General features: G+C 63.2%; 16 protein-coding genes. 10 read left to right on the forward strand and 6 right to left on the reverse strand.

Features of this window, described 5'->3' with window-relative positions; translation table 11 throughout:
• Positions 1-89 precede the first annotated feature (89 nt).
• Together BWR18_RS02070 and BWR18_RS02075 are read right to left on the reverse strand one after the other, a co-directional pair.
• Positions 90-3,980: an efflux RND transporter permease subunit gene (locus tag BWR18_RS02070; RefSeq protein ID WP_076626483.1), complete on the reverse strand. Its 3,891-nt coding sequence runs from the start codon at positions 3,978-3,980 to the stop codon at positions 90-92.
• Positions 3,977-5,266, reverse strand: a complete 1,290-nt coding sequence (locus tag BWR18_RS02075; protein WP_076626484.1) for an efflux RND transporter periplasmic adaptor subunit — start codon at positions 5,264-5,266, stop codon at positions 3,977-3,979. Before BWR18_RS02075 ends, BWR18_RS02070 begins: the two co-directional genes overlap by 4 nt.
• Before the next feature lie 245 nt (positions 5,267-5,511).
• On the opposite strand from BWR18_RS02075, the gene BWR18_RS02080 reads away from it, so the two are divergent.
• A complete protein-coding gene (locus tag BWR18_RS02080; RefSeq protein WP_076626485.1) occupies positions 5,512-6,183 on the forward strand; it encodes a hypothetical protein in 672 nt (223 codons plus the stop codon).
• A gap of 28 nt (positions 6,184-6,211) precedes the next feature.
• Positions 6,212-7,540 (forward strand): PQQ-like beta-propeller repeat protein, encoded by a 1,329-nt coding sequence (locus BWR18_RS02085; protein ID WP_157598623.1) that lies wholly within the window; start codon positions 6,212-6,214, stop codon positions 7,538-7,540.
• 33 nt (positions 7,541-7,573) lie between these two features.
• Here BWR18_RS02085 and BWR18_RS02090 read toward each other — a convergent pair whose 3' ends face one another.
• On the reverse strand, positions 7,574-8,116 hold the full coding sequence (locus BWR18_RS02090) for a GNAT family N-acetyltransferase (RefSeq protein ID WP_172839344.1): 543 nt from the start codon (positions 8,114-8,116) through the stop codon (positions 7,574-7,576).
• 100 nt (positions 8,117-8,216) lie between these two features.
• Here BWR18_RS02090 and der point away from each other — a divergent pair, with 100 nt between their 5' ends.
• Complete coding sequence (der, locus tag BWR18_RS02095) at positions 8,217-9,668, forward strand: ribosome biogenesis GTPase Der (protein ID WP_076626487.1); 1,452 nt, start codon at positions 8,217-8,219, stop codon at positions 9,666-9,668.
• A 38-nt stretch (positions 9,669-9,706) separates the two neighbouring features.
• Here the strand turns inward: der and BWR18_RS02100 are convergent, their stop codons facing one another.
• Positions 9,707-10,423 (reverse strand): tryptophan-rich sensory protein, encoded by a 717-nt coding sequence (locus tag BWR18_RS02100; RefSeq protein ID WP_076626488.1) that lies wholly within the window; start codon positions 10,421-10,423, stop codon positions 9,707-9,709.
• 112 nt (positions 10,424-10,535) lie between these two features.
• Between BWR18_RS02100 and BWR18_RS02105 the strand changes: the two genes are divergently transcribed.
• Positions 10,536-11,609 (forward strand): DUF2235 domain-containing protein, encoded by a 1,074-nt coding sequence (locus BWR18_RS02105; RefSeq protein ID WP_076626489.1) that lies wholly within the window; start codon positions 10,536-10,538, stop codon positions 11,607-11,609.
• Here the strand turns inward: BWR18_RS02105 and serS are convergent.
• Entirely contained in the window at positions 11,606-12,898 is a 1,293-nt protein-coding gene (gene serS / locus BWR18_RS02110) for a serine--tRNA ligase (protein WP_076626490.1), read from the reverse strand. The genes BWR18_RS02105 and serS overlap by 4 nt on opposite strands.
• Positions 12,899-13,074: 176 nt before the next feature.
• Positions 13,075-13,797 carry a trypsin-like serine peptidase gene (locus tag BWR18_RS02115; RefSeq protein ID WP_076626491.1) on the reverse strand — a complete coding sequence of 241 codons (723 nt, stop codon included), beginning with the start codon at positions 13,795-13,797 and terminating at the stop codon, positions 13,075-13,077.
• A gap of 152 nt (positions 13,798-13,949) precedes the next feature.
• Here BWR18_RS02115 and yajC point away from each other — a divergent pair, with 152 nt between their 5' ends.
• The 6 genes from yajC to BWR18_RS02145 all read left to right on the forward strand — a co-directional run bounded on the left by yajC (position 13,950) and on the right by BWR18_RS02145 (position 18,798).
• Complete coding sequence (gene yajC / locus BWR18_RS02120; RefSeq protein ID WP_076626492.1) at positions 13,950-14,228, forward strand: preprotein translocase subunit YajC; 279 nt, start codon at positions 13,950-13,952, stop codon at positions 14,226-14,228.
• Positions 14,228-15,892, forward strand: a complete 1,665-nt coding sequence (gene secD, locus BWR18_RS02125) for a protein translocase subunit SecD (RefSeq protein WP_076626493.1) — start codon at positions 14,228-14,230, stop codon at positions 15,890-15,892. Before yajC ends, secD begins: the two co-directional genes overlap by 1 nt.
• Position 15,893: 1 nt before the next feature.
• Entirely contained in the window at positions 15,894-16,862 is a 969-nt protein-coding gene (gene secF / locus BWR18_RS02130) for a protein translocase subunit SecF (RefSeq protein ID WP_076626494.1), read from the forward strand.
• A 73-nt stretch (positions 16,863-16,935) separates the two neighbouring features.
• Positions 16,936-17,691 (forward strand): sulfite exporter TauE/SafE family protein, encoded by a 756-nt coding sequence (locus tag BWR18_RS02135; protein ID WP_076626495.1) that lies wholly within the window; start codon positions 16,936-16,938, stop codon positions 17,689-17,691.
• Positions 17,688-18,455: a sulfite exporter TauE/SafE family protein gene (locus BWR18_RS02140; protein WP_076626496.1), complete on the forward strand. Its 768-nt coding sequence runs from the start codon at positions 17,688-17,690 to the stop codon at positions 18,453-18,455. The genes BWR18_RS02135 and BWR18_RS02140 overlap by 4 nt, the downstream gene beginning before the upstream one ends.
• Positions 18,445-18,798, forward strand: a complete 354-nt coding sequence (locus tag BWR18_RS02145) for an Mth938-like domain-containing protein (RefSeq protein WP_076626497.1) — start codon at positions 18,445-18,447, stop codon at positions 18,796-18,798. The genes BWR18_RS02140 and BWR18_RS02145 overlap by 11 nt, the downstream gene beginning before the upstream one ends.
• Positions 18,799-18,878: the final 80 nt, after the last annotated feature.

An 18,878-nucleotide genomic window follows, 5' to 3' on the forward strand; every position in this document is an offset into this window, starting at 1 on the left:
ACCACCTGAGCGACGTTTCGGGACACCCGCAAAATGAAAAGCGCCTGTGACGATACCGGCGCTTCCCTCAGTCATTTCTGTTCGGGCGCTTACTCCGCCGCTTTCAGCGGCGCGGCCGTCAGTGGTGTTTTAGGCAACGTCGCCTCTGCATGGGCGGGCTCGTCGCCGAAATCCCAGACCAGTTCTTCGTTCGCCATGGTCTTGCAGTCGCGCGACAGCGCCCAGTCTTGCGCCGCGCGGCTCGCCCGGCCCATCGACAGCTTGGCGAACAGTCGGCTTAGCCAGCCCGCATAGGTCACGACCCACACGCGCAGAGCCAGCAGCGAGGGCGTCACCATCAGCGTCAGGACCGTTGCAATCCCCAGACCGAACACCACTGCCGTTGCAAGCTGCTTCCACCACAGCGCGGTCGGGCTGTCGACCGTGTAGCCTCCGTTGCCGAAGTCGAGTGACAGGCCGAACATCATCGGTGCAAGGCCCGCCATGGTCGTGATCGTGGTCAGCAGCACGGGCCGGATACGGTCCTGCGCCGTGCGAATGATCGCCTCGATCCGCGGCATGTACTTTTCGTACTCCTGGTAGGTGTCGATCAGGACGATGTTGTTGTTCACCACGATCCCTGCCAGGGCGACGATACCCGTGCCCGTCATGATGATCGAGAACGCTTGCCCCATCACCAGCATCCCGATCAGAACACCGGCTGTGGACAGCACGACAGCGCCCAGCACCAGGAGCGCGTTGTAGATCGAATTGAACTGCGCCAGCAGGATGATGAACATCAGGAACAGCGCCCCGGCAAAGGCCTGCATCAGGAAGGCGCCGGATTCGGCCTGATCTTCCTGATCGCCGGTCCACTCGCTGTCTATGCCAACGGGGAACGGGCTTGTTTCGACCCATTTGGAAATCTCGGCTATACGCTCGTTGGCGTTGATCGGGATCATCCGCAAGACGCCCTGGTTCAGTTCCGCCTGCAAGTCCAGCCCGCGGCCTTCGGGAGCCATGTTGAAGATGGCGTAGCCCTGGCCGTCGACGGTGACTGCGGCATCTTCGGACGGACGCACGGTGGCAACGATCTGCTCCACATCGGCGCCATCGACCTCTTCGGTGCGGACCAGCTTCTGAAGACCGTCGAGCACGTCGGCCTTCACATCGAAATAGCGCTTCTGATCTACACGGCTGATCTGCGCCAACTCGGCCACAGGGGTGCGGGTGATGAAGTTGGCCAGCGGCACCAACCCGTCCGCCGTGCGCACCTTCAGCGTATCAAGGGTCGACAGCACCCTGTCATCCTCCGGCAGGCGCACCCGGATCTCGATCTCCTCGTCCGAGGTGTCGACGCGCATGGTGTCAAGCAACAAACCGCGCGTGACAAGCTGTACCATGGCCCCCACTGTGGCCACATCAGCGCCATACCGGCCCGCTTTTTCCACATCCACGTCGATCTGCCAGTCAATGCCGGGCAGGGGGCGCGTGTCCTCCATCCGGGTCAGGCCCGGCGTTCGTTCGAATTCGGCACGGGCCAGAGCCGCAGATTGCAGCAGGTCCTCCCAATTGTCGCCCTTGATGCGCAGATGCACGGGCTTGGCCGACGCGGGCCCTTGGGCCAGGGCCAGCACCTCGGTCCGGATGCCAGGGATCTGCGACAAATCTGCGGTCAACTCGTCCAGAACCGTGTTGCCGTCAAAATCCGACGCCTTGACCTGCCGCATGACGGTGCGGTCGATCACAGGGATCGTAAACCAAGGTTCGGACGTGTTGGGCCGGTCCTCCCACGCAATGGTCTCCAGCTGGATCTGACCTATGGTGTCGCGCGGGCTCTGCGCGCCGCCGGTATTGGCGTTCAGGCCACCGGCACCGGCAAAGGCAAAGGCGCTCTTGATGCCGGGATGGTCCAGCACGATCGCTTCGGCCTGACGCAGCAGCGTGTCCTTCTCTTCCAGCGACATGTTTCCGCGCGCCAGCACGTAAACAAGGGCCTGCTCCGGCTCCGTCTCGACAAAAAACTCGACGCCGCGGTTGTTGTTGATGAAATAGATCAGCGTCGTCCCGACAAAGACAAACACACAGCCGATCATCACCAGCGGCATGACGGGGTTTCCGACAACGCCCTCAATGACACGGCCAAAGGTGGAGCGTTGATAGCCCGCGTTCACCCGGCGATTGCGGGTGCCGAACACCTTGCGCCACCCCCAGGTCACGCCGAAACCCAGGCGCAGAAGCAGGGCCGTCATCGACAACAGCAGCATCACAGCCCCGGCAAAGGCGAGGGCGGCGAGCACCAACATGCCAAGGCCGAACATGAACACTTCGATGAATGTGGGCAGAACGGACCGCCACACCTCTTGCTGGTCCATCGCGGCGAAGGCGCCGCTGACGCGCTCCAGCAGACCGGGCACGACCATCAGCCCGGCCATCATCACGACGGACATCAGGAACAGACCGATATGGGCCAGGATCGGCATCGTGGCGATGCGCCGGTTGCCGTTGCCCAAGGCCTGAATGAACCGGCCCAGCACGCCGCCCATCACCGGCAGATACACCAGCGCCACGATCAGTGATGCGGACAGAACAAAGATCAATGTGACGGGCAACATGCCCATGAATTCACCCGGCACACCGGGCCAGAACAGCATGGGCAGGAACGCACACAGTGTCGTCGCGGTCGATGACACGACGGGCCAGAACATGCGCTTGGCCGCATCGACGTAGGACTGCATCGGCCCAACCCCGGCCTGTTGCCGCTTGTCCGCATATTCCACGACGACAATCGCGCCGTCCACCAGCATCCCCACGGACAGGATCAGGCCGAACATCACGATGTTCGACACCGAAATGCCCATGATCGCCAACAGGACAAAGCACAACAAGAACGAGGTCGGAATGGCAAAACCCACCAGGGCAGAGGCCCGCGGTCCCAAAAAGGCGAGCGACACGATCATCACCAGCGCAATGGCGGTCAGGACCGATCCTTCAAGCTGGCGCACCATTGACGCCACTTCGCGGCTCTGGTCGTTCGAGGTGCCAACATTGACGACGGCTTTCAAACCATCGGGCCACTGCCCGGCACGCGCATCGACCAGCTCCTTCACCTCGGTCGCGGTGTCGATCAGGTTAAAACCCTTGCGTTTGACGACCTGCAGCGCAACGGTACCTTCGCCGTTGAAACGGGCCGTCGATACGCGGTCCTCAAAGGTCAGATTGATCTGCGCCAGATCGCCCAGTGTCACCACCCGGTCGCCGTTGGTCTTGACCGGCAATTCGTAGATGTCGCGCACGTCATCAAACGACGACGGGATCTTGACGGCAAAGGCGCCTTGGGCGGTCTCAACCTCACCCGCGGCGATCAACTGGTTGTTGTTCTGAACGACGGTGATCAATTCACCTGCGGTCACGTTATAGGACTCAAGGCGCAAGGGGTCGATGACCACTTCGACCATCTCGTCGCGGTTGCCGACAAGGCTCGCTTCCAGCACCGCGTCCAGCGTCTCGATTTCGTCCTGCAAATCCTTGGCAACCCTGGCGATGGTGCGTTCGGGCACCGGGCCGGCCAGGTTGACGATCACGATGGGAAATTCGGAAAAGTTGAACTCGTCCACTGTATATTGCTCGTAGCCTTCGGGGAACTCAGCCTCGGCCTTGTCCATGGCGTCGCGCACATCCGCCATCACCTGCGTCTTGTCCCAGCCGAACTGAAACTCAAGCACGACGTTGGCATAGCCTTCGGCGGCGGTGGCAGTCATGCGGTCCAAACCGTCCAGATCGGCCAGCTGTGTCTCCATCGGCTTGATCAGCAGCGTCTCGGAATCAGCCGCGGAAATGCCGGGGAAGGGCAGCGAGATGACCAGCGTCGGGATCTCGATGTCCGGCTCGCCCTCTTTGGGCAGCACGATATAGGCCAATGCCCCCGCCGCGATGGACAGAAAGACAAAGGCCACAACCATCCGCGCGCGGGATGCGGCCCAATCTACGATACCGGTCATTGGGTTTGCTCCTGAAATGTGGGCGCGACGGTAACGCCAGCGGTCACAAATTCCTGTCCCACCACAATCACGTTGATCTCGTCGGGCAAGTCGGCCAGCCAGATGCCCTGGGCCGTGTCGCGCACCACCGTTGCGGGGTTAAAGGCGACCACACCCGCATCATCGACCGTGCGCAGGCCCAATGCGCCATCCTCATTCAGCGTCAACGCGGACGAGGGCAGCAAATGCGCCTTTGCTCCGGCGGCAGAAATGGCGATCTCGGCGGTCTGGCCATCTCTGATTTTCAAGTCGGCGTTGGGCACTTCAATTTCGACGCGGAATGTACGGGTGGTTTGATCCGCAGCGCGGCTCAGGAATGTGACCTCACCGGTCACTTCCTGCCCGCCTGCCGCCAGTCGCGCACCGGCGAGGGCCCCTGCCTCGATGCGCGCCACCTCGGTCTCGGGGGCGTAGGCGACCAGTTTGATCGGATCAATCTGGATCACGGTCGCGCACAGTGATCCCGGTTGCAGTAACGTGCCGAGTTCTGCGGTGTCGCTTTCCAGCAGACCGGCGAAAGGTGCTCGAATCTCCAGCCGTTCCAGTTCCTTTTCGGCTGTGGCAATGGATGCGCTGGCGCTCTCGATGGTGGCATCTGCGGCCTGCAGACCGGATTTCGATGCGGTGACGCTGGCCTTCGCTGCCTCAAGCGATGCCTGTGCTGCGGCGACGGCGGCTTCGGCGTTCTTGACGCGGGTTTCTGCTGCGAACCCGCCCTCGTTCAGGCGGCGTGCGGCGTTCTGGTTCACCAGCGCTTCGTCAATGCGTGCTTGCGCCTCGATCACCCGGCTTTCGGCTTCGGGCACCCGACTTTCGGCTTCGGTCTTGTTGGCGATGGCTTCAGCCAGACGCGCGCGCGCTTCGGCCAGGGCAGAGGCGCGCGTGCCGGGGTCCAGCTCGCACATCAGCTGCCCCGCCTCGACAAATGCGCCTTTGCGCAAGGGCGGGGAGATCACGGTTGACGACGTCTCGGCCCGCACCTCGACCTGACGGGCGGCTTCGGTTTGGCCGCGCAGGATCACGGCATTGTCAATCTCGCGCGCGACAGAGGCGCGGGCGACCACCTTGATCACGGCCTGTGCCTCTGCATCAGACGCCTCCGATGCCGCAGCACCCGCGTCCTGGGGCATGCCTTCGGCGGGTTCTGCTTCACCGGCAATCAACGCCAGGGTCCATTCGCGCTCAATAATCCAAAAATACAATCCGGCGCCGACAACAATGGCCAGGATCAACGACACAATCCGCATTTCGTGTTCTTCCTTGGTAGACCTGCATTCCGCAAACTGACGGAACGTCACGAGCGATATAAGGGGTCTTACGTCTAAACTAACCAGTTCAGATTACTTTTTTCGAGACACATTCGCAATATTGCCCAATTGCCGCACGTTTAAGCACGATCACCTGCTCTTGGCTTGGGCGCAGCAGCACGGTAAGACAACCGCGAAATCAAAGACGCGGCGGACGAGCCGCCATCGGAATTGGGAGCGCGGGCGTGAGCGACACCGACAGCTTTATTGATGAGGTCACCGAAGAGGTGCGCCGCGACCGCCTGTTCGGGTATGTCAAACGCTACGGCTGGATCGCCGGGCTGGTCATCCTGCTGATTGTGGGCGCCGCAGGCTTTAACGAATATCGCCGCGCACAGGAACAGGCGCGGGCACAAGCGCTGGGGGACGCCATGCTCGCCGCGCTGGCCGCCAACGAAGACGACGTGCGCGCCGAAGCGCTGGCAGGCGTCTCTGCCGAAACGCCGGAAGGCGCCGCCGTATTGGCGTTCATGACCGCAGGGGCACAGGCGCAGGCCGGGCAGGACACGGCAGCCATCGAAACCCTCGCACCGGTCGCGCAAGCGGCCGACCTGCCGCTGATCTACCGCCAGATCGCCACCTTTAAATCGCTTATGTTGCAATCGACGACGCAGGACGCCGAAACCCGCCGTCAGGGGTTCGCCGCACTTGCCGTGCCGGGTGTCCGCCTCCGCCTGCACGCCGAAGAGCAACTGGCGCTTATCGACATCGAAACCGGTGACACCGCCGCGGCAATCGCCCGCTTTCAGTCCATTCTCGACGACGCCGAAGCGACCCCGGGCTTGCATCGCCGTGCCCTACAGGCAATGGTGGCCCTGGGCGGCGCGCCAGAGGCCACAGAGACCGCCGGAGAATAAGATGGGTCGGACGATGAGGGATCGGGGCATGGGACTTTACGCACATCGCCGTGCCGTGCTTGGACTGGTGGCGCTGGCCATCCTGGCCGGGTGCGCCGAACGGGAAATCATCCTGCCCGGCAAACGCGAGCCGATATCGGCCGCGCTATCTGGCGAAGTGTCCGAAGCCGCAGCACTGGCGGACGCTGCGCGCGACATCACCCTGCCACCCCAGGTCGCCAACGCGGACGCCACGCAAAGCTTCGGCACACCGGCCTTCCGCACCGATCACCCGCAACTCAACCAGACACTCACGCCGATCTGGGCGGTGAACATCGGGGACGGCGACAGCCGCAAACACCGGATCGTGGCGGACCCGGTCGTGGCAGGCGGGCGGGTCTTTACGCTTGATGCGGAAACCACCGTCTCTGCCGTCTCGACCTCGGGCCAGCTGCTCTGGCAACGCGACATCTTGCCCGACCGGGCCGAGGATGGCGACGGCACCGGCGGCGGGCTCGCCGTCGATGGCGACGTACTCTATGTCTCCAGCGGCCTCGGCACGCTCACCGCGCTGGACACCAGCAGCGGCGGCACACTCTGGACACAAGAGCTTGAGGCCATCGGCGTCGGACGCCCCACCGTGTTCGAAAACCTCGTCTATGTCATGGCGGGTGACGACACCGGCTGGGCCATCGAAAAAGACGACGGGCGCATCGCCTGGCAAGTCACCAGTTCCGAAACCCGCACCAACGTGCTGGGCGGCCCGGCCCCCATCGTGACAGATGGTCTGACAGTATTCTCCTTCGGCTCGGGCGAGATGCAGGCGGTGTTCCGTCAGGGCGGGCTGCGGCGCTGGGACGCCTCTGTTCTGGGCGAACGACAGGGGCGGGCCTTGTCCAAGGTCGATGACGTCACCGGCCGACCCATCGCCAAGGACGGCGTGATCTACGCAGGCAATCAATCCGGACGCACGGTGGCGGTGAACGCAGGCTCCGGCACCCCGATCTGGACCACGGGCGAAGGGGCCATCGACACGGTCCTGCCTGTCGGCGACAGCGTCTTCCTGATCTCCGACCGCAACGAACTGCTCCGGCTCGATGCCGCAGATGGCAGCCGCGTCTGGGGCACCCGCCTGCCCAATTTCGTCAGGGACAGGCCCCAGCGCCAGTCCGAGGTTTTTGCCCACCACGGCCCGGTTCTCGCGGGTGGTCGTTTACTTGTCGCGTCCTCGGACGAGGTGCTGCGCAGCTTTGACCCGACAACCGGCGGGCTGGCCGGTGTGACGGATATTCCCGGCGGTGCCTCCACGGCACCCGTGGTTGCGGGACAAACGCTGTATGTTGTGTCGCGCAAAGGGCAGCTGCTTGCCTATCGCTGACGGATCCCGACGCGCGCATGATTGCGCGTGGCCTTAACCGCGATCAAACTGCCTCACTCTCGGCCGGGTTCCTCCATCTGGAGATGTGCAGTAGATGATCTGTTCCGCTCCAAACCGCTGAACACGCACCATCTCCGTCATACCCACGCGCTCCAGTAGTCTGCAGGATGCGGCGTTTGCACTCTGGGTTTCCGCGATCACCCGCCTCAGCACGCCCATATGCAAGGCATGGACAATGACGGCGCTGACAGCTTCGCAGGCAAATCCGTGGCCCCAGACGGCAGGATCAAACTGGTACGACACTTCATGATCGGTTCCGTCCTTGTGTGGACCCAGTTCGACAAGCCCCAGCGCCTGCGGTTCTGCCGTTGTGCGGCAGGCAATCCAAGCCGCATTGCCGTCCGGCAATGGCAGGTACTCCCGAAAGCGCCGGATCCCGTGGCGCCACGGCACCGGTCCGCCCAGATACCGGCGCGTGTCCGCATTGCCGAGCAGCCGGACGAAAAACCGGCAGTCCCGCAGAGCGACCGGGCGCAGCACCAGCCGATCGGTTCTTAGCTCTTTCTGGAACTCCATGGGCCCAGCAAATGCGGGCAGGCGCTGCAATGCAAGCCCCCCTTTAAGTGACCGCCCACATGGTCTATGTGCACAGCTTGATCTGTCGGATACGCACCCCATGACCATGACACTCGCCATTGTCGGACGGCCCAATGTGGGCAAGTCGACGCTGTTCAACCGCCTTGTGGGCAAGCGCCTGGCGCTGGTCGATGACCAACCCGGCGTGACGCGCGACCTGCGCGAGGGTCCGGGCCGGCTGGCCGATCTGCGCTTTACCGTCATCGACACGGCGGGGCTTGAGGAAGCCAACGACGACAGCCTGCAGGGCCGCATGCGCCGCCTGACCGAACGCGCGGTGGACATGGCCGATGTATGCCTATTCATGATTGACGCGCGCACGGGCGTAACCCCCACGGACGAGGTCTTCGCTGAAATCCTGCGCAAACGCGCGGACCACGTCCTGCTGGCCGCCAACAAGGGCGAAGGGTCCGCCGCCGATGCCGGTGTGCTGGAAGCTTTCGCGCTCGGTCTGGGCGAGCCCATTCGCCTGTCTGCCGAACATGGCGAGGGGCTCAACGACCTCTATGCCCAACTCCAGCCCCTTGCTGATCTCTTCGAAGAAAAGAACGCGCAAGAAGCCCCCGAAACCGACGTGATCGTGGACGAGGAGGACACTGACGAGACCCCTCAACCCACGGCCGCCAAACCCCTGCAAGTGGCTGTCGTGGGCCGTCCCAACGCGGGCAAATCCACCCTGATCAACCACATCATCGGCGAAGACCGCCTGCTGACAGGGCCAGAGGCCGGGATCACCCGCGACGCCATCTCCCTGCGCACCGACTGGGACGGCACGCCCATGCGCATCTTTGACACTGCCGGTATGCGCAAGCGGGCCAAGGTGCAGGAAAAGCTGGAAAAACTGTCGGTCTCGGACGGGTTGCGGGCTGTGAAATTTGCCGAGGTTGTGGTGGTTCTGCTCGACGCGGCGATCCCCTTCGAACAGCAGGACCTGCGCATTGCGGATCTGGCAGAACGCGAGGGGCGGGCCGTCGTCATCGCCATCAACAAGTGGGACATCGAGGACGACAAACAGGCCAAGCTGAAAGAGCTGAAAGAGAGCTTTGAACGGCTTTTGCCGCAGCTGAAGGGCGCGCCGCTCGTGACCGTGTCGGCCAAGACGGGCCGCGGCCTCGACCGTCTGCACGGCGCGATCCTGCGCGCCTATGACGTCTGGAACCGCCGCGTGCCCACCGCAGCGCTGAACCGCTGGCTGACGGGGATGCTCGAACAGCACCCGCCGCCCGCACCGCAGGGCAAGCGGATCAAGCTGCGCTACATGACCCAGGCCAAGACGCGCCCGCCGGGCTTTGTTGTCATGTGTTCGCATCCCGACAAGGTGCCCGAAAGCTACAACCGCTATCTGGTGAACGGCCTGCGTCTCGACTTTGACATGCCGGGCACGCCCATCCGCCTGTTCATGCGCGGCCAGAACGACGCCAACCCCTACAAGGGCCGCAAAAAGCCGGTGCCATCGAAGCTGCGCAAGCACACCGAAGGGCGGCGCGGTTAACCTTTATTAACCGAATTTAACGAAAAAAGCGTTTGAAATCAGTGTTGTCCCCGCGGGGACAGATTTTCTTCCCGAAAGGCACCGATGGTGGGTCGGATCATGATGACCGCGCCCAACACCGCCAAGGCGCCAACAGACCGCGGATCAAACCCGTTCTGTACCCCAACCGCGATCAGCGCCCAGATCACAGCGACGCCGTAGGTCGGCGCACGGCTCAAGCTGCGTTGGACCACAAGCGCCAGGACGACGGCGACCGTCACCATGATCCACGCCGCGGTCCGCCCAGACGTCCAGCCATACCCGGCCAACAGCAGGCCAAGTGCCACGCAACTGGCCGCACTCAACCACCCGGCATAGAGCCCTACCGGCCAGGCTGCCGCCCAGCCATCCAACCGCGGACTGCGCCATAACGCGATCAGCGCGCTGATCAGCATCACCCAGATCAGCACGGTCGCCCAGATCGCGCTTTGCACCGCCACCGGCAACCAGACGCTGCCCACTGCCAGCGACACAGCGAGCGGCGCGCGCATCGGCGCCCAGTCCGGTGCGGACCAGCGTTTGAGTGCGCCAAAGCCCGCGCCGACCAACAGCCACAGGTAAATCACGCCCCAGATCGCAAAGGCATATCCTGCGGGCTGCACCGGCGGGTCGATCTGCGGCACCGGGAACTGGTCGCCCTCGAACCCGCCAAAATCGGGCACCCAGAAGGGCGACGCGGCAAAGGTCAGGGCGAGGATCAGCACGAGTACAGGCATGGTTTTCCACCGTTTACAAAATTTCTGCTCCGGATCATCCTTGCCATGACGCCCGTATTTCAGCCAGTCAGAACCTAGTCTGGCGCATTGCATTTCAAGGACTTGGCCCACCATGACACGTATTGCTATTTTCTGCGACGGAACCTGGAACTCACCCGATATTGAAGAGCCGACCAGCGTACACAAGCTCAAACAGGCGCTGGTCAATGATCCCGCCCAGGGACAGGTGGCGGCCTATTTCGCGGGCATTGGCACCGACCGCCGCTTTGACGGGCCGGTCAAGCGGTTCTTTAACCGATGGGGCGGCGGCGCTTTTGGCTGGGGGCTGGATGCCAAGGTCAAGCAGGCCTACCAGTTTCTGGCGCAGGCCTATCAGGACGGGGACGAGATTTACCTGTTCGGGTTCTCGCGCGGGGCGTTTACGGCGCGGTCCGTGGCGGGGATGATCCGCAAATGCGGCATCATCTCTGACACGAGCCCCGAGGGCGTGAACGCGGCCTTTGAACTGTACCGCAAACGGGGCAAGCGCAACCACCCTGACGCGCCCCATATCCGCGAGGCGCGGCGGGCGATGTCGCCGAAATTTGCCACGTCTGTCAGTGACTTGGCCTGGCGCGACGATACCTCGCGCATGGTTGCGATTTCCTATGTCGGGGTGTGGGACACGGTGGGTGCGCGGGGCATTCCGCCTTCGCTTCTGGGCCCTGTCGCGTCGATGTGGAACCGACAGTACAAGTTCCATGACATGGAACTGTCCAGCCTTGTGCAATCGGCGCGGCATGCGCTGGCGCTGGACGAACGGCGGGTGATGTACAAGCCTGCGATGTGGTCCAATCTGGACGGTGACAAGGGGTTGAATCACGGGGACACAGGGCCGCTGCGGGCCTATCAGCAGCTTTGGTTCGTGGGCGATCACGGGATCGTCGGCGGGTCCGGATCGTCGCAGCCCTTGTCGATGATCGCGCTGGATTGGGTGGTGCAGGGGGCCGGGCGTTTGACGATTGACACCGGCGCGAGATTCCCGCCATCGGATCCCGATCCGCTGGCCGATGCAGATATCGACTATGGGTGGTCCATGCTCAAGAGGTGGCGGCAAGGCCCTGTTTCAAAATGGGAAATCCATCCATCTGTCGATGAGCGCCGGGGTGGCCGGGGCGATTACCGCCCCGGATCGTTGCGGATCTAGGCCAGCGCGCCGTCCGCTGTCAGCACCGTCTTGCCGCCGAGATAGGGGGCGAGCGCTGTGGGCAGTTTGACCGAGCCATCGGCCTGCTGGCCGTTCTCCAGAACCGCGATCAGACAGCGCCCCACGGCGAGGCCGGAGCCGTTAAGTGTATGAACGAACTGCGGTTTTCCGCCATCTGCTGGCTTGAACCGCGCGTTCATGCGCCGGGCTTGGAAGTCGCCGGTGGTGGAGACTGAGCTGATCTCCCGGTAGGTGTTCTGGCCGGGCAACCACGCCTCGATATCGTAGGTGCGGCGCGCGCCAAAGCCCATGTCGCCCGTGCACAGAACGACAGTTCTGTAAGGAATTTCAAGAGCTTCGAGGATGCCTTGTGCGCAGTCGAGCATGCGTTTCTGCTCGTCTTCGGACCCGTCTGGATGGGTGATCGAGACCATCTCGACCTTTTCGAACTGGTGCTGGCGCAGCATGCCTGCGGTGTCACGGCCGGCGCTGCCCGCTTCGGATCGGAAGCAGAGGGTGTGGGCCGTCATGCGGATCGGCAGGGCGGCTTCATCCAGAACGTCGCCCGCGACGCTGTAGGTCAGCGGCACCTCAGACGTGGGGACGAGCCACATGCCATCTTCGGTCCGGTAGCTGTCTTCGCCGAATTTCGGCAGCTTGTCCGTTCCGTACATCGCATCGTCGCGGACCAGCACAGGTGAGTTAACTTCCAGTAAACCGTTCTGATCAACGTGAGTGTCGACCATGAACTGGGCCAGGGCGCGGTGGATGCGGGCGACGGCGCCCTTCAGCATGACAAAGCGGCTGCCAGAGGTCTTGGCGGCGGTTTCGAAGTCCATGGAGGCGGCGACGCCTGCGATGTCGAAATGCTCTTTGGGCGCGACATCGAAGTTTCGCGGGTTGCCCCAGCGGTGGATTTCGACGTTGTCCTCCTCGTCCGCGCCGTCCGGCACATCGTCGGCGGGCAGGTTGGCGATGCGTGCAAGGGCGTCGGTCAGCTGGGCGTCGAGCGCCTTAGCCTCCTCCTGCATCCGGGCGATTTCTGCTTTCTTTTCAGACACAAGCGCGCGCAGGCGCTGAAATTCATCCTCGTCCCCGCGGCCCTTGGCGGCGCCCACTTCCTTGGACGCTTTGTTCTGTTCGGCCTGGGCGGTTTCAGCGGCGAGGATCTTGGCACGCCGCGCCTCGTCCAGGGCCAGAAGGGACGACGACATCGCAGCGTCCCCACGGCGCGCAAGGGCGGCGTCGAAAGCGGCAGGGTTCTCGCGGATGGCGCGGATGTCGTGCATGTCTGGCCTCTGATATTGGTGTTGCAGTGGGGGTCGTATGCCCCATCCGAGGCCCCGCGAAAAGGGGGGCAAACAGGGTGTCACACCCCGTGCACCATCCGTACACCCCCTGTGCACCCCCATCGTCATGGTGGGGTAAGGGTTTGTTAGGATTTGAACCTGCGCAGCCCCTTTGGCTATGGAGTCCCATCCACCAGGCCCGACGCCCATGCACCCGGTGCCACAACGACCGCCTGCGCATGGCCGTCCTGTTCGATGCGGGCCGAGACGACGGCGGTCACGCGCCACCCGGACGCCGTGCGGGACAGGACGGGGCTGCCGGACAGGCCGGGCGTGACCGGACAGTCGAGCACGCGCATCTGGTCCAACGTGCGTGTTGCCGGGCAATCGAATGCGGCGCTGAGCATGGCGCTGCGGGTCGATTGGTAGCCGATGATGGCGTTTGCGCGGTCGTCGCCCACAGGCAGTGTGCCAAGCGGTATCGGTGCGAGGATTTCGGCCGGTGCCGGGCTTTGCAGTTTGATCAGTGCGACATCGGCGGAAGGGCCGCGCGCCGCGTCGGGATGCGTGTGGACGGCAGCGGCGCGCCCGTGCCATAGAACATCGCCCCGCAACCAGCCCGCCACGAAATGGACGTTGCCCGGCGGCTCGGTCGTGCCGTCGGGCCTGCGCACGCAATGCGCCGCGGTCAGTACCCATAGCGGTGCAATCAATGTACCTGTGCAGGCGCGCCGCGTGCGAAACCCGGCGATGTTGAGCCGCCCGATGGCGGTCCATTCGGCGTGGTCCTGTTCCGGCAGGCGCGGCAAGCCTGTGCCCTCGGCCCGCGCCAGCTGGGCAGACGTCACGAACACGGCGAAGCCGAGCAAAGCCACACCAAACTGTCGAATGCGCCGCATATGTGCAGGATGGCATTTGGAATGGCCAATGCAAAGCGGATCAAAACCCGGTCGGGCCGGTGTTTCCACCTTGCACAGTCCCGCCCCCGCCCATAGGTTCTGCCAAACTTTGAAGCGGGCCAGAATCCGCCCCAAGACCAAGGACAATTCCCATGGAAGCCATCGGCCAGTTCATTCCCCTGATCCTGATCTTTGCGATCATGTATTTCCTGCTGATCCGGCCTCAGCAGAAGAAGGTCAAGGAACATGCCGCCATGGTGGAGGCGCTGCGCCGCGGTGATCAGGTGGTCACCCAGGGCGGGTTGATCGGGAAAGTCAGCAAGGTCAAGGAAGACAATGAGGTCGAGGTAGAAGTGGCGGATGGTGTGAAGGTGCGCGTCGTCAAATCCACCATCGCGCAGGTCCTGAACAAGACCGAGCCTGCGAAGTAATGCTTCAGATTGATGCGTGGAAACGGGTACTGATTTGGTCCTTGTGTGCGCTTGGCCTGATCCTGGCCTTGCCCAACGGGTTCTACAATCGCGTTGAGCAGCACAATGATGCGGCCCAGGCCATCCAGTTGGGGGCTGACACGCCTGAGAACCAGGCGCTGCTGGCGCAGTGGCCCGAGTTCATGCCGTCGGCGCTGGTGAACCTTGGCCTGGACCTGCGCGGTGGTGCGCATTTGCTGGCTGAGGTGCAGGTCGAGCAGGTCTATGCCAGCCGGATCGAGGCGATGTGGCCCGAGGTGCGTGATGTTTTGCGCGCCGAGCGGGCGACTGTTGGCACCATTCGGTTGCAGCCTTCGGCGGCTGATGTGCTGCGCATTCGGATTGGGGAACCTGCGGGGTTGCAGCGTGCGATACAGTTGGTGCGCACGTTGGAGCAGCCGGTGCAGACGCTGACCGGTGTGGGTGCCAATGACATCGAGGTGCGTGCGGATGGGGCCGACGTTGTTGTCGTGACCCTGAGCGATGAGGAGAAGCTGGCGAGCGACGAGCGGACGGTGCAGCAAAGTCTTGAGATCGTACGCCGCCGGATTGACGAGGTGGGCACGCGCGAGCCGACCATTCAGCGGCAGGGGTCGCAGCGCATTCTGATTCAGGTGCCGGGCATTGGGTCAGCGGCCGAGTTGAAAGAGATCATCGGGACGACCGCGCAGCTGACGTTCAACCCGGTGGTGAACCGGACGTCGGATCAGAACACCGCGCCGGGGATTGGCAACAAGCTGGTGCCGTCGCTGGACGAGCCGGGGCTGTTTTATGTGATCGAGAGCGCGCCTGTGGTGACGGGCGAGGATCTGGTCGATGCGCAGCCGAGCTTTGACCAGAATGGTAACCCGGCTGTGTCCTTCCGCTTTAACACGACCGGGGCGCGACGGTTCGGGGATTACACGGCTGAGAACATCGGGTCGCCCTTTGCCATCGTGCTGGATGACGAGGTGGTGTCCGCCCCGGTGATCCAGAGCCATATTCCGGGCGGGTCGGGGATTATCACCGGGAATTTCAATGTTGAGGAATCGACGAATTTGGCCGTCCTGCTGCGCGCGGGTGCGTTGCCTGCGGAACTGACGTTCCTTGAAGAGCGGACCATCGGGCCGGAACTGGGGCAGGACAGCATTGACGCGGGTCAGATCGCGACAATCGTCGCCTTTGCCGCCGTGCTGGTGTTCATGGGGCTGAGTTACGGGCTGTTCGGGCTGTTTGCGAACATCGCGCTGATAATCAATATCGGGCTGATCTTTGGTCTGCTCAGTATGATCGGGGCGACGCTGACCTTGCCGGGCATTGCGGGGATCGTGCTGACGGTGGGGATGGCGGTGGACGCCAACGTGCTGGTGTTCGAGCGGATCCGCGAGGAGTTGAAATCCTCGCGCGGGCCTGCGCGGGCTATTGAGCTTGGTTATGAAAAGGCGTTGTCGGCCATTCTGGACGCCAACATCACGACCTTTATCACCGCCGTGATCCTGTTTGCGATGGGGTCGGGTCCGGTGCGCGGGTTCGCGATCACGCTGGGTCTGGGGATCCTCACATCCGTATTTACGGCCATTTTCGTGACGCGGCTGATGGTGGTGATGTGGTTTGAACGCCGCCGCCCCAAAACGATCGAGGTGTAAGATGCGACTGAAGCTGGTCAAACAGGGCACCAATTTCGATTTCTTCAGCCGCTGGAAGATCTGGCTGGGTCTGTCGGGCCTGCTGATCCTGTTGGGGATCGGGTCGTTCCTGTTGCAGGGGCTGAACTATGGCATCGACTTTCGCGGCGGGACGACCGTGCGGACCGAAAGCACGCAGCCGGTTGATATTGGTCTTTACCGGGATGCGCTGACGCCGTTGGCCTTGGGCGACATTTCGATAACGGAAGTGTTCGACCCGACCTTTGACGCCGATCAGAACGTGGCCATGATCCGCATTCAGGCGCAGGAGGGGCAGGAGGCGGTCACGCCCGAGACCATCCGCACCGTGCAGGCCGCGCTGAGTGCGGCGGTGCCGGATATTCAGTTCGTATCGGTGGAATCCGTGGGCCCGAAAGTGTCGGGCGAGTTGATCCAGACGGCGGCGATTGCCGTTGTTTTGGCCATCGGGGCGGTGCTTGTTTACATCTGGTTGCGCTTTGAGTGGCAGTTTGCGCTGGGGGCCGTGGCGGCGCTTGTCCATGATGTGATCCTGACCATCGGCATATTCTCTGAACTGCAGATCAAGTTTGATCTGGCCATCATCGCGGCACTTTTGACCATTGTGGGCTATTCGCTGAACGACACTGTGGTCGTGTTCGACCGGGTGCGAGAGAACTTGCGCAAATACAAGAAGAAGCCGCTGGCCGAGGTGCTGAACATCTCGATCAATGAGACGTTGAGCCGGACGGTCATGACCTCGGTCACGACGCTGCTGGCGCTGATTTCGCTTTATGTGCTGGGCGGGGACGTGATCCGGGGCTTTGTCTTTGCCATGATCTGGGGTGTGATCGTGGGGACGTACTCTTCGGTCTTTGTCGCCTCGACCATTCTGCTGTGGCTGGGTGTCAAGCGGGACTGGTCCAAGCCGGACGCCAATGCGGGCAATCAGTTTGCGAATGTGGATGCCTGAGGCGGCGCTGGCCTAGAGCCGCGGTGGAACTGGTCCTTGCTTGTTCGCCTCTGGGCTGCAAGCTGGGCTTATCATGACAGAAATGATCGCGGATACGCTGGCGTTGCCGGGCTTTGTCTGGGTGCTGGCCGTCACGATGGTGGCGGGCGTCGTCTACGGATTTGCCGGGTTTGGCGCGGCGTTGGTTTACATGCCGATTGCTACGGCCTTTGTTCCCGTTGAGATGGCGATTGCGGCCTTTGGTGTGACCGCGCTGGCGTCGCTGGTGTCCGTGGTGCCGCGGGCGTGGGGGCAGGCGGATCGGCCCAATGTCGTGCTGATGATCGTCGTGGCGACCCTCGCCTTGCCGCTGGGGATCGCGATCCTTCGGTTGAATGATGTGACGACCATGCGCTGGGCGGTGCTGGCGGTGACGACGCTGACGCTGGTCGCACTGGTGCTGGGCTGGCGGTACAAGGCCGTGCCCACGCGCACGGCGCGTGTGTCCGTGGCTGCGGCCACTGGTGTGGTCGGCGGTGCGACCGGGTTGGTGGGGCCGATCATGGTGCTGTTTCAGTTGAGCGGGCAGGAGGGCGTGGCGCGGGCGCGGGCAAATACGCTGGTGTTTCTGACCGTAACGGGTCTGCTGACCGTGCCATTGATGGCGATGCAGGGGCTGTTGACCGTCGAGGCCGTGGTGCTGGGGCTGTTGTTGATCGTGCCTTATGGCATTGCCTCGCGCGTTGGGCAGGCGTTGTTCGATCCGGGCCGGCAGGTGCTTTACCGCCGCGTCGCCTATGTCATCATCGCCGTTGCCATCATCATGGGCCTGCCGGTGTTCGGCGGATGATCGCGGCGGTGGGGGAGGCGCTGGCGCTGCCGGGGATTTGGTGGCTTGTCTCTGCGATCCTAGCCGCCGGGTTAGTGCGCGGCTTTGCGGGGTTCGGGTCAGGCATGATCATCATGGCGGCGGCCAGTTCGGTCCTGTCACCCTTTGCCGCGTTGGCGTTTCTGGTGGTGGTGGAGTTCTGGGGGCCGCTGCCGAACCTGCGCCCGGCGCTGCGCAACGGCAATCTGCGCGAGGCGGGTTGGCTGCTGCTGGGCGTGGCGATTGGCCTGCCCGCAGGGCTGTGGACGCTGTCATTTGTGAACCCCGATGCGTTCGGCTGGGGAGTGTCGGTTGCCATCCTGATCCTGCTGGCTGCGCTGATGTCGGGCTGGCGCTATCGCGGGCCGATGGGGCCGCGCACGACTGTGGGTGTGGGCACATTTGGCGGGTTTCTGGGTGGACTGGCCGGTATTCCCGGTCCGCCGGTCATTCTGCTGTACATGGCGTCGGCCAAGGCGATTGCGGTGATAAGGGCGAATTTCCTGCTATATCTGCTGGGCATTGACGTGATGATGCTGGGCATCTTTTTGGTGTTTGGTCTGCTGGATGCGCAGGCGGTCATTATCGGGTTGGTGCTGGTGCCGCTGTATATGATCGCCAACGTTGCGGGCGCGTGGCTGTTTGATCCGGGGGCGGAGCGACTTTTCCGCACGGTGGCCTATATCGTCATCGCGGCATCCGCTATTCTGGGCCTGCCGATTTGGGAGATGGGTCATGCGCCTTAATGAGATCACGTTCACCGATGCCAAACCTGTGGAGGGCTACGGGCCCGGGTTTTTCCGCATCGGGGGCGAGGTGATCGTCGGGGGCATGTTGACGGGCCCCACCGGCACGGTGGCCTGGGCGGGATACAAGGATGTGGCCCCTTTGGTCGCCCTGGCCCGCAAGGTCGATGTCTTGTTCATCGGCACCGGTGCGGACACGGCCCACATCCCCGCCGCATTGCGCGCGCAGTTGGAAGAGGCTGGTCTGGGCCTTGAGGTGATGTCGTCCCCGTCGGCGGCACGGACCTACAACGTGCTTTTGAGCGAAGGCCGCCGCATTGCGCTGGCGGTGTTGCCCGTCTGAGAGGTTGGAGGGGCTGTCTGCCCCCGATGCTGGCGCATCCCCCCGAGGATTTTTTGAAACAGAGAAGAGACGCGTAGGGT

Origin of the sequence: Tateyamaria omphalii (assembly GCF_001969365.1) — a bacterium.
Lineage (GTDB): Bacteria > Pseudomonadota > Alphaproteobacteria > Rhodobacterales > Rhodobacteraceae > Tateyamaria > Tateyamaria omphalii_A.

Coding starts and splice junctions, on each gene's coding strand:
- BWR18_RS02070 (WP_076626483.1), bottom strand. CDS start 3,980: ATGACCGGTATCGTAGATTGGGCCGCATCCCGCGCGCGGATGGTTGTG.
- BWR18_RS02075 (WP_076626484.1), bottom strand. CDS start 5,266: ATGCGGATTGTGTCGTTGATCCTGGCCATTGTTGTCGGCGCCGGATTG.
- BWR18_RS02085 (WP_157598623.1), top strand. CDS start 6,212: ATGGGACTTTACGCACATCGCCGTGCCGTGCTTGGACTGGTGGCGCTG.
- BWR18_RS02090 (WP_172839344.1), bottom strand. CDS start 8,116: ATGGAGTTCCAGAAAGAGCTAAGAACCGATCGGCTGGTGCTGCGCCCG.
- der (WP_076626487.1), top strand. CDS start 8,217: ATGACCATGACACTCGCCATTGTCGGACGGCCCAATGTGGGCAAGTCG.
- BWR18_RS02100 (WP_076626488.1), bottom strand. CDS start 10,423: ATGCCTGTACTCGTGCTGATCCTCGCCCTGACCTTTGCCGCGTCGCCC.
- BWR18_RS02105 (WP_076626489.1), top strand. CDS start 10,536: ATGACACGTATTGCTATTTTCTGCGACGGAACCTGGAACTCACCCGAT.
- serS (WP_076626490.1), bottom strand. CDS start 12,898: ATGCACGACATCCGCGCCATCCGCGAGAACCCTGCCGCTTTCGACGCC.
- BWR18_RS02115 (WP_076626491.1), bottom strand. CDS start 13,797: ATGCGGCGCATTCGACAGTTTGGTGTGGCTTTGCTCGGCTTCGCCGTG.
- yajC (WP_076626492.1), top strand. CDS start 13,950: ATGGAAGCCATCGGCCAGTTCATTCCCCTGATCCTGATCTTTGCGATC.
- secD (WP_076626493.1), top strand. CDS start 14,228: ATGCTTCAGATTGATGCGTGGAAACGGGTACTGATTTGGTCCTTGTGT.
- secF (WP_076626494.1), top strand. CDS start 15,894: ATGCGACTGAAGCTGGTCAAACAGGGCACCAATTTCGATTTCTTCAGC.
- BWR18_RS02135 (WP_076626495.1), top strand. CDS start 16,936: ATGACAGAAATGATCGCGGATACGCTGGCGTTGCCGGGCTTTGTCTGG.
- BWR18_RS02140 (WP_076626496.1), top strand. CDS start 17,688: ATGATCGCGGCGGTGGGGGAGGCGCTGGCGCTGCCGGGGATTTGGTGG.
- BWR18_RS02145 (WP_076626497.1), top strand. CDS start 18,445: ATGCGCCTTAATGAGATCACGTTCACCGATGCCAAACCTGTGGAGGGC.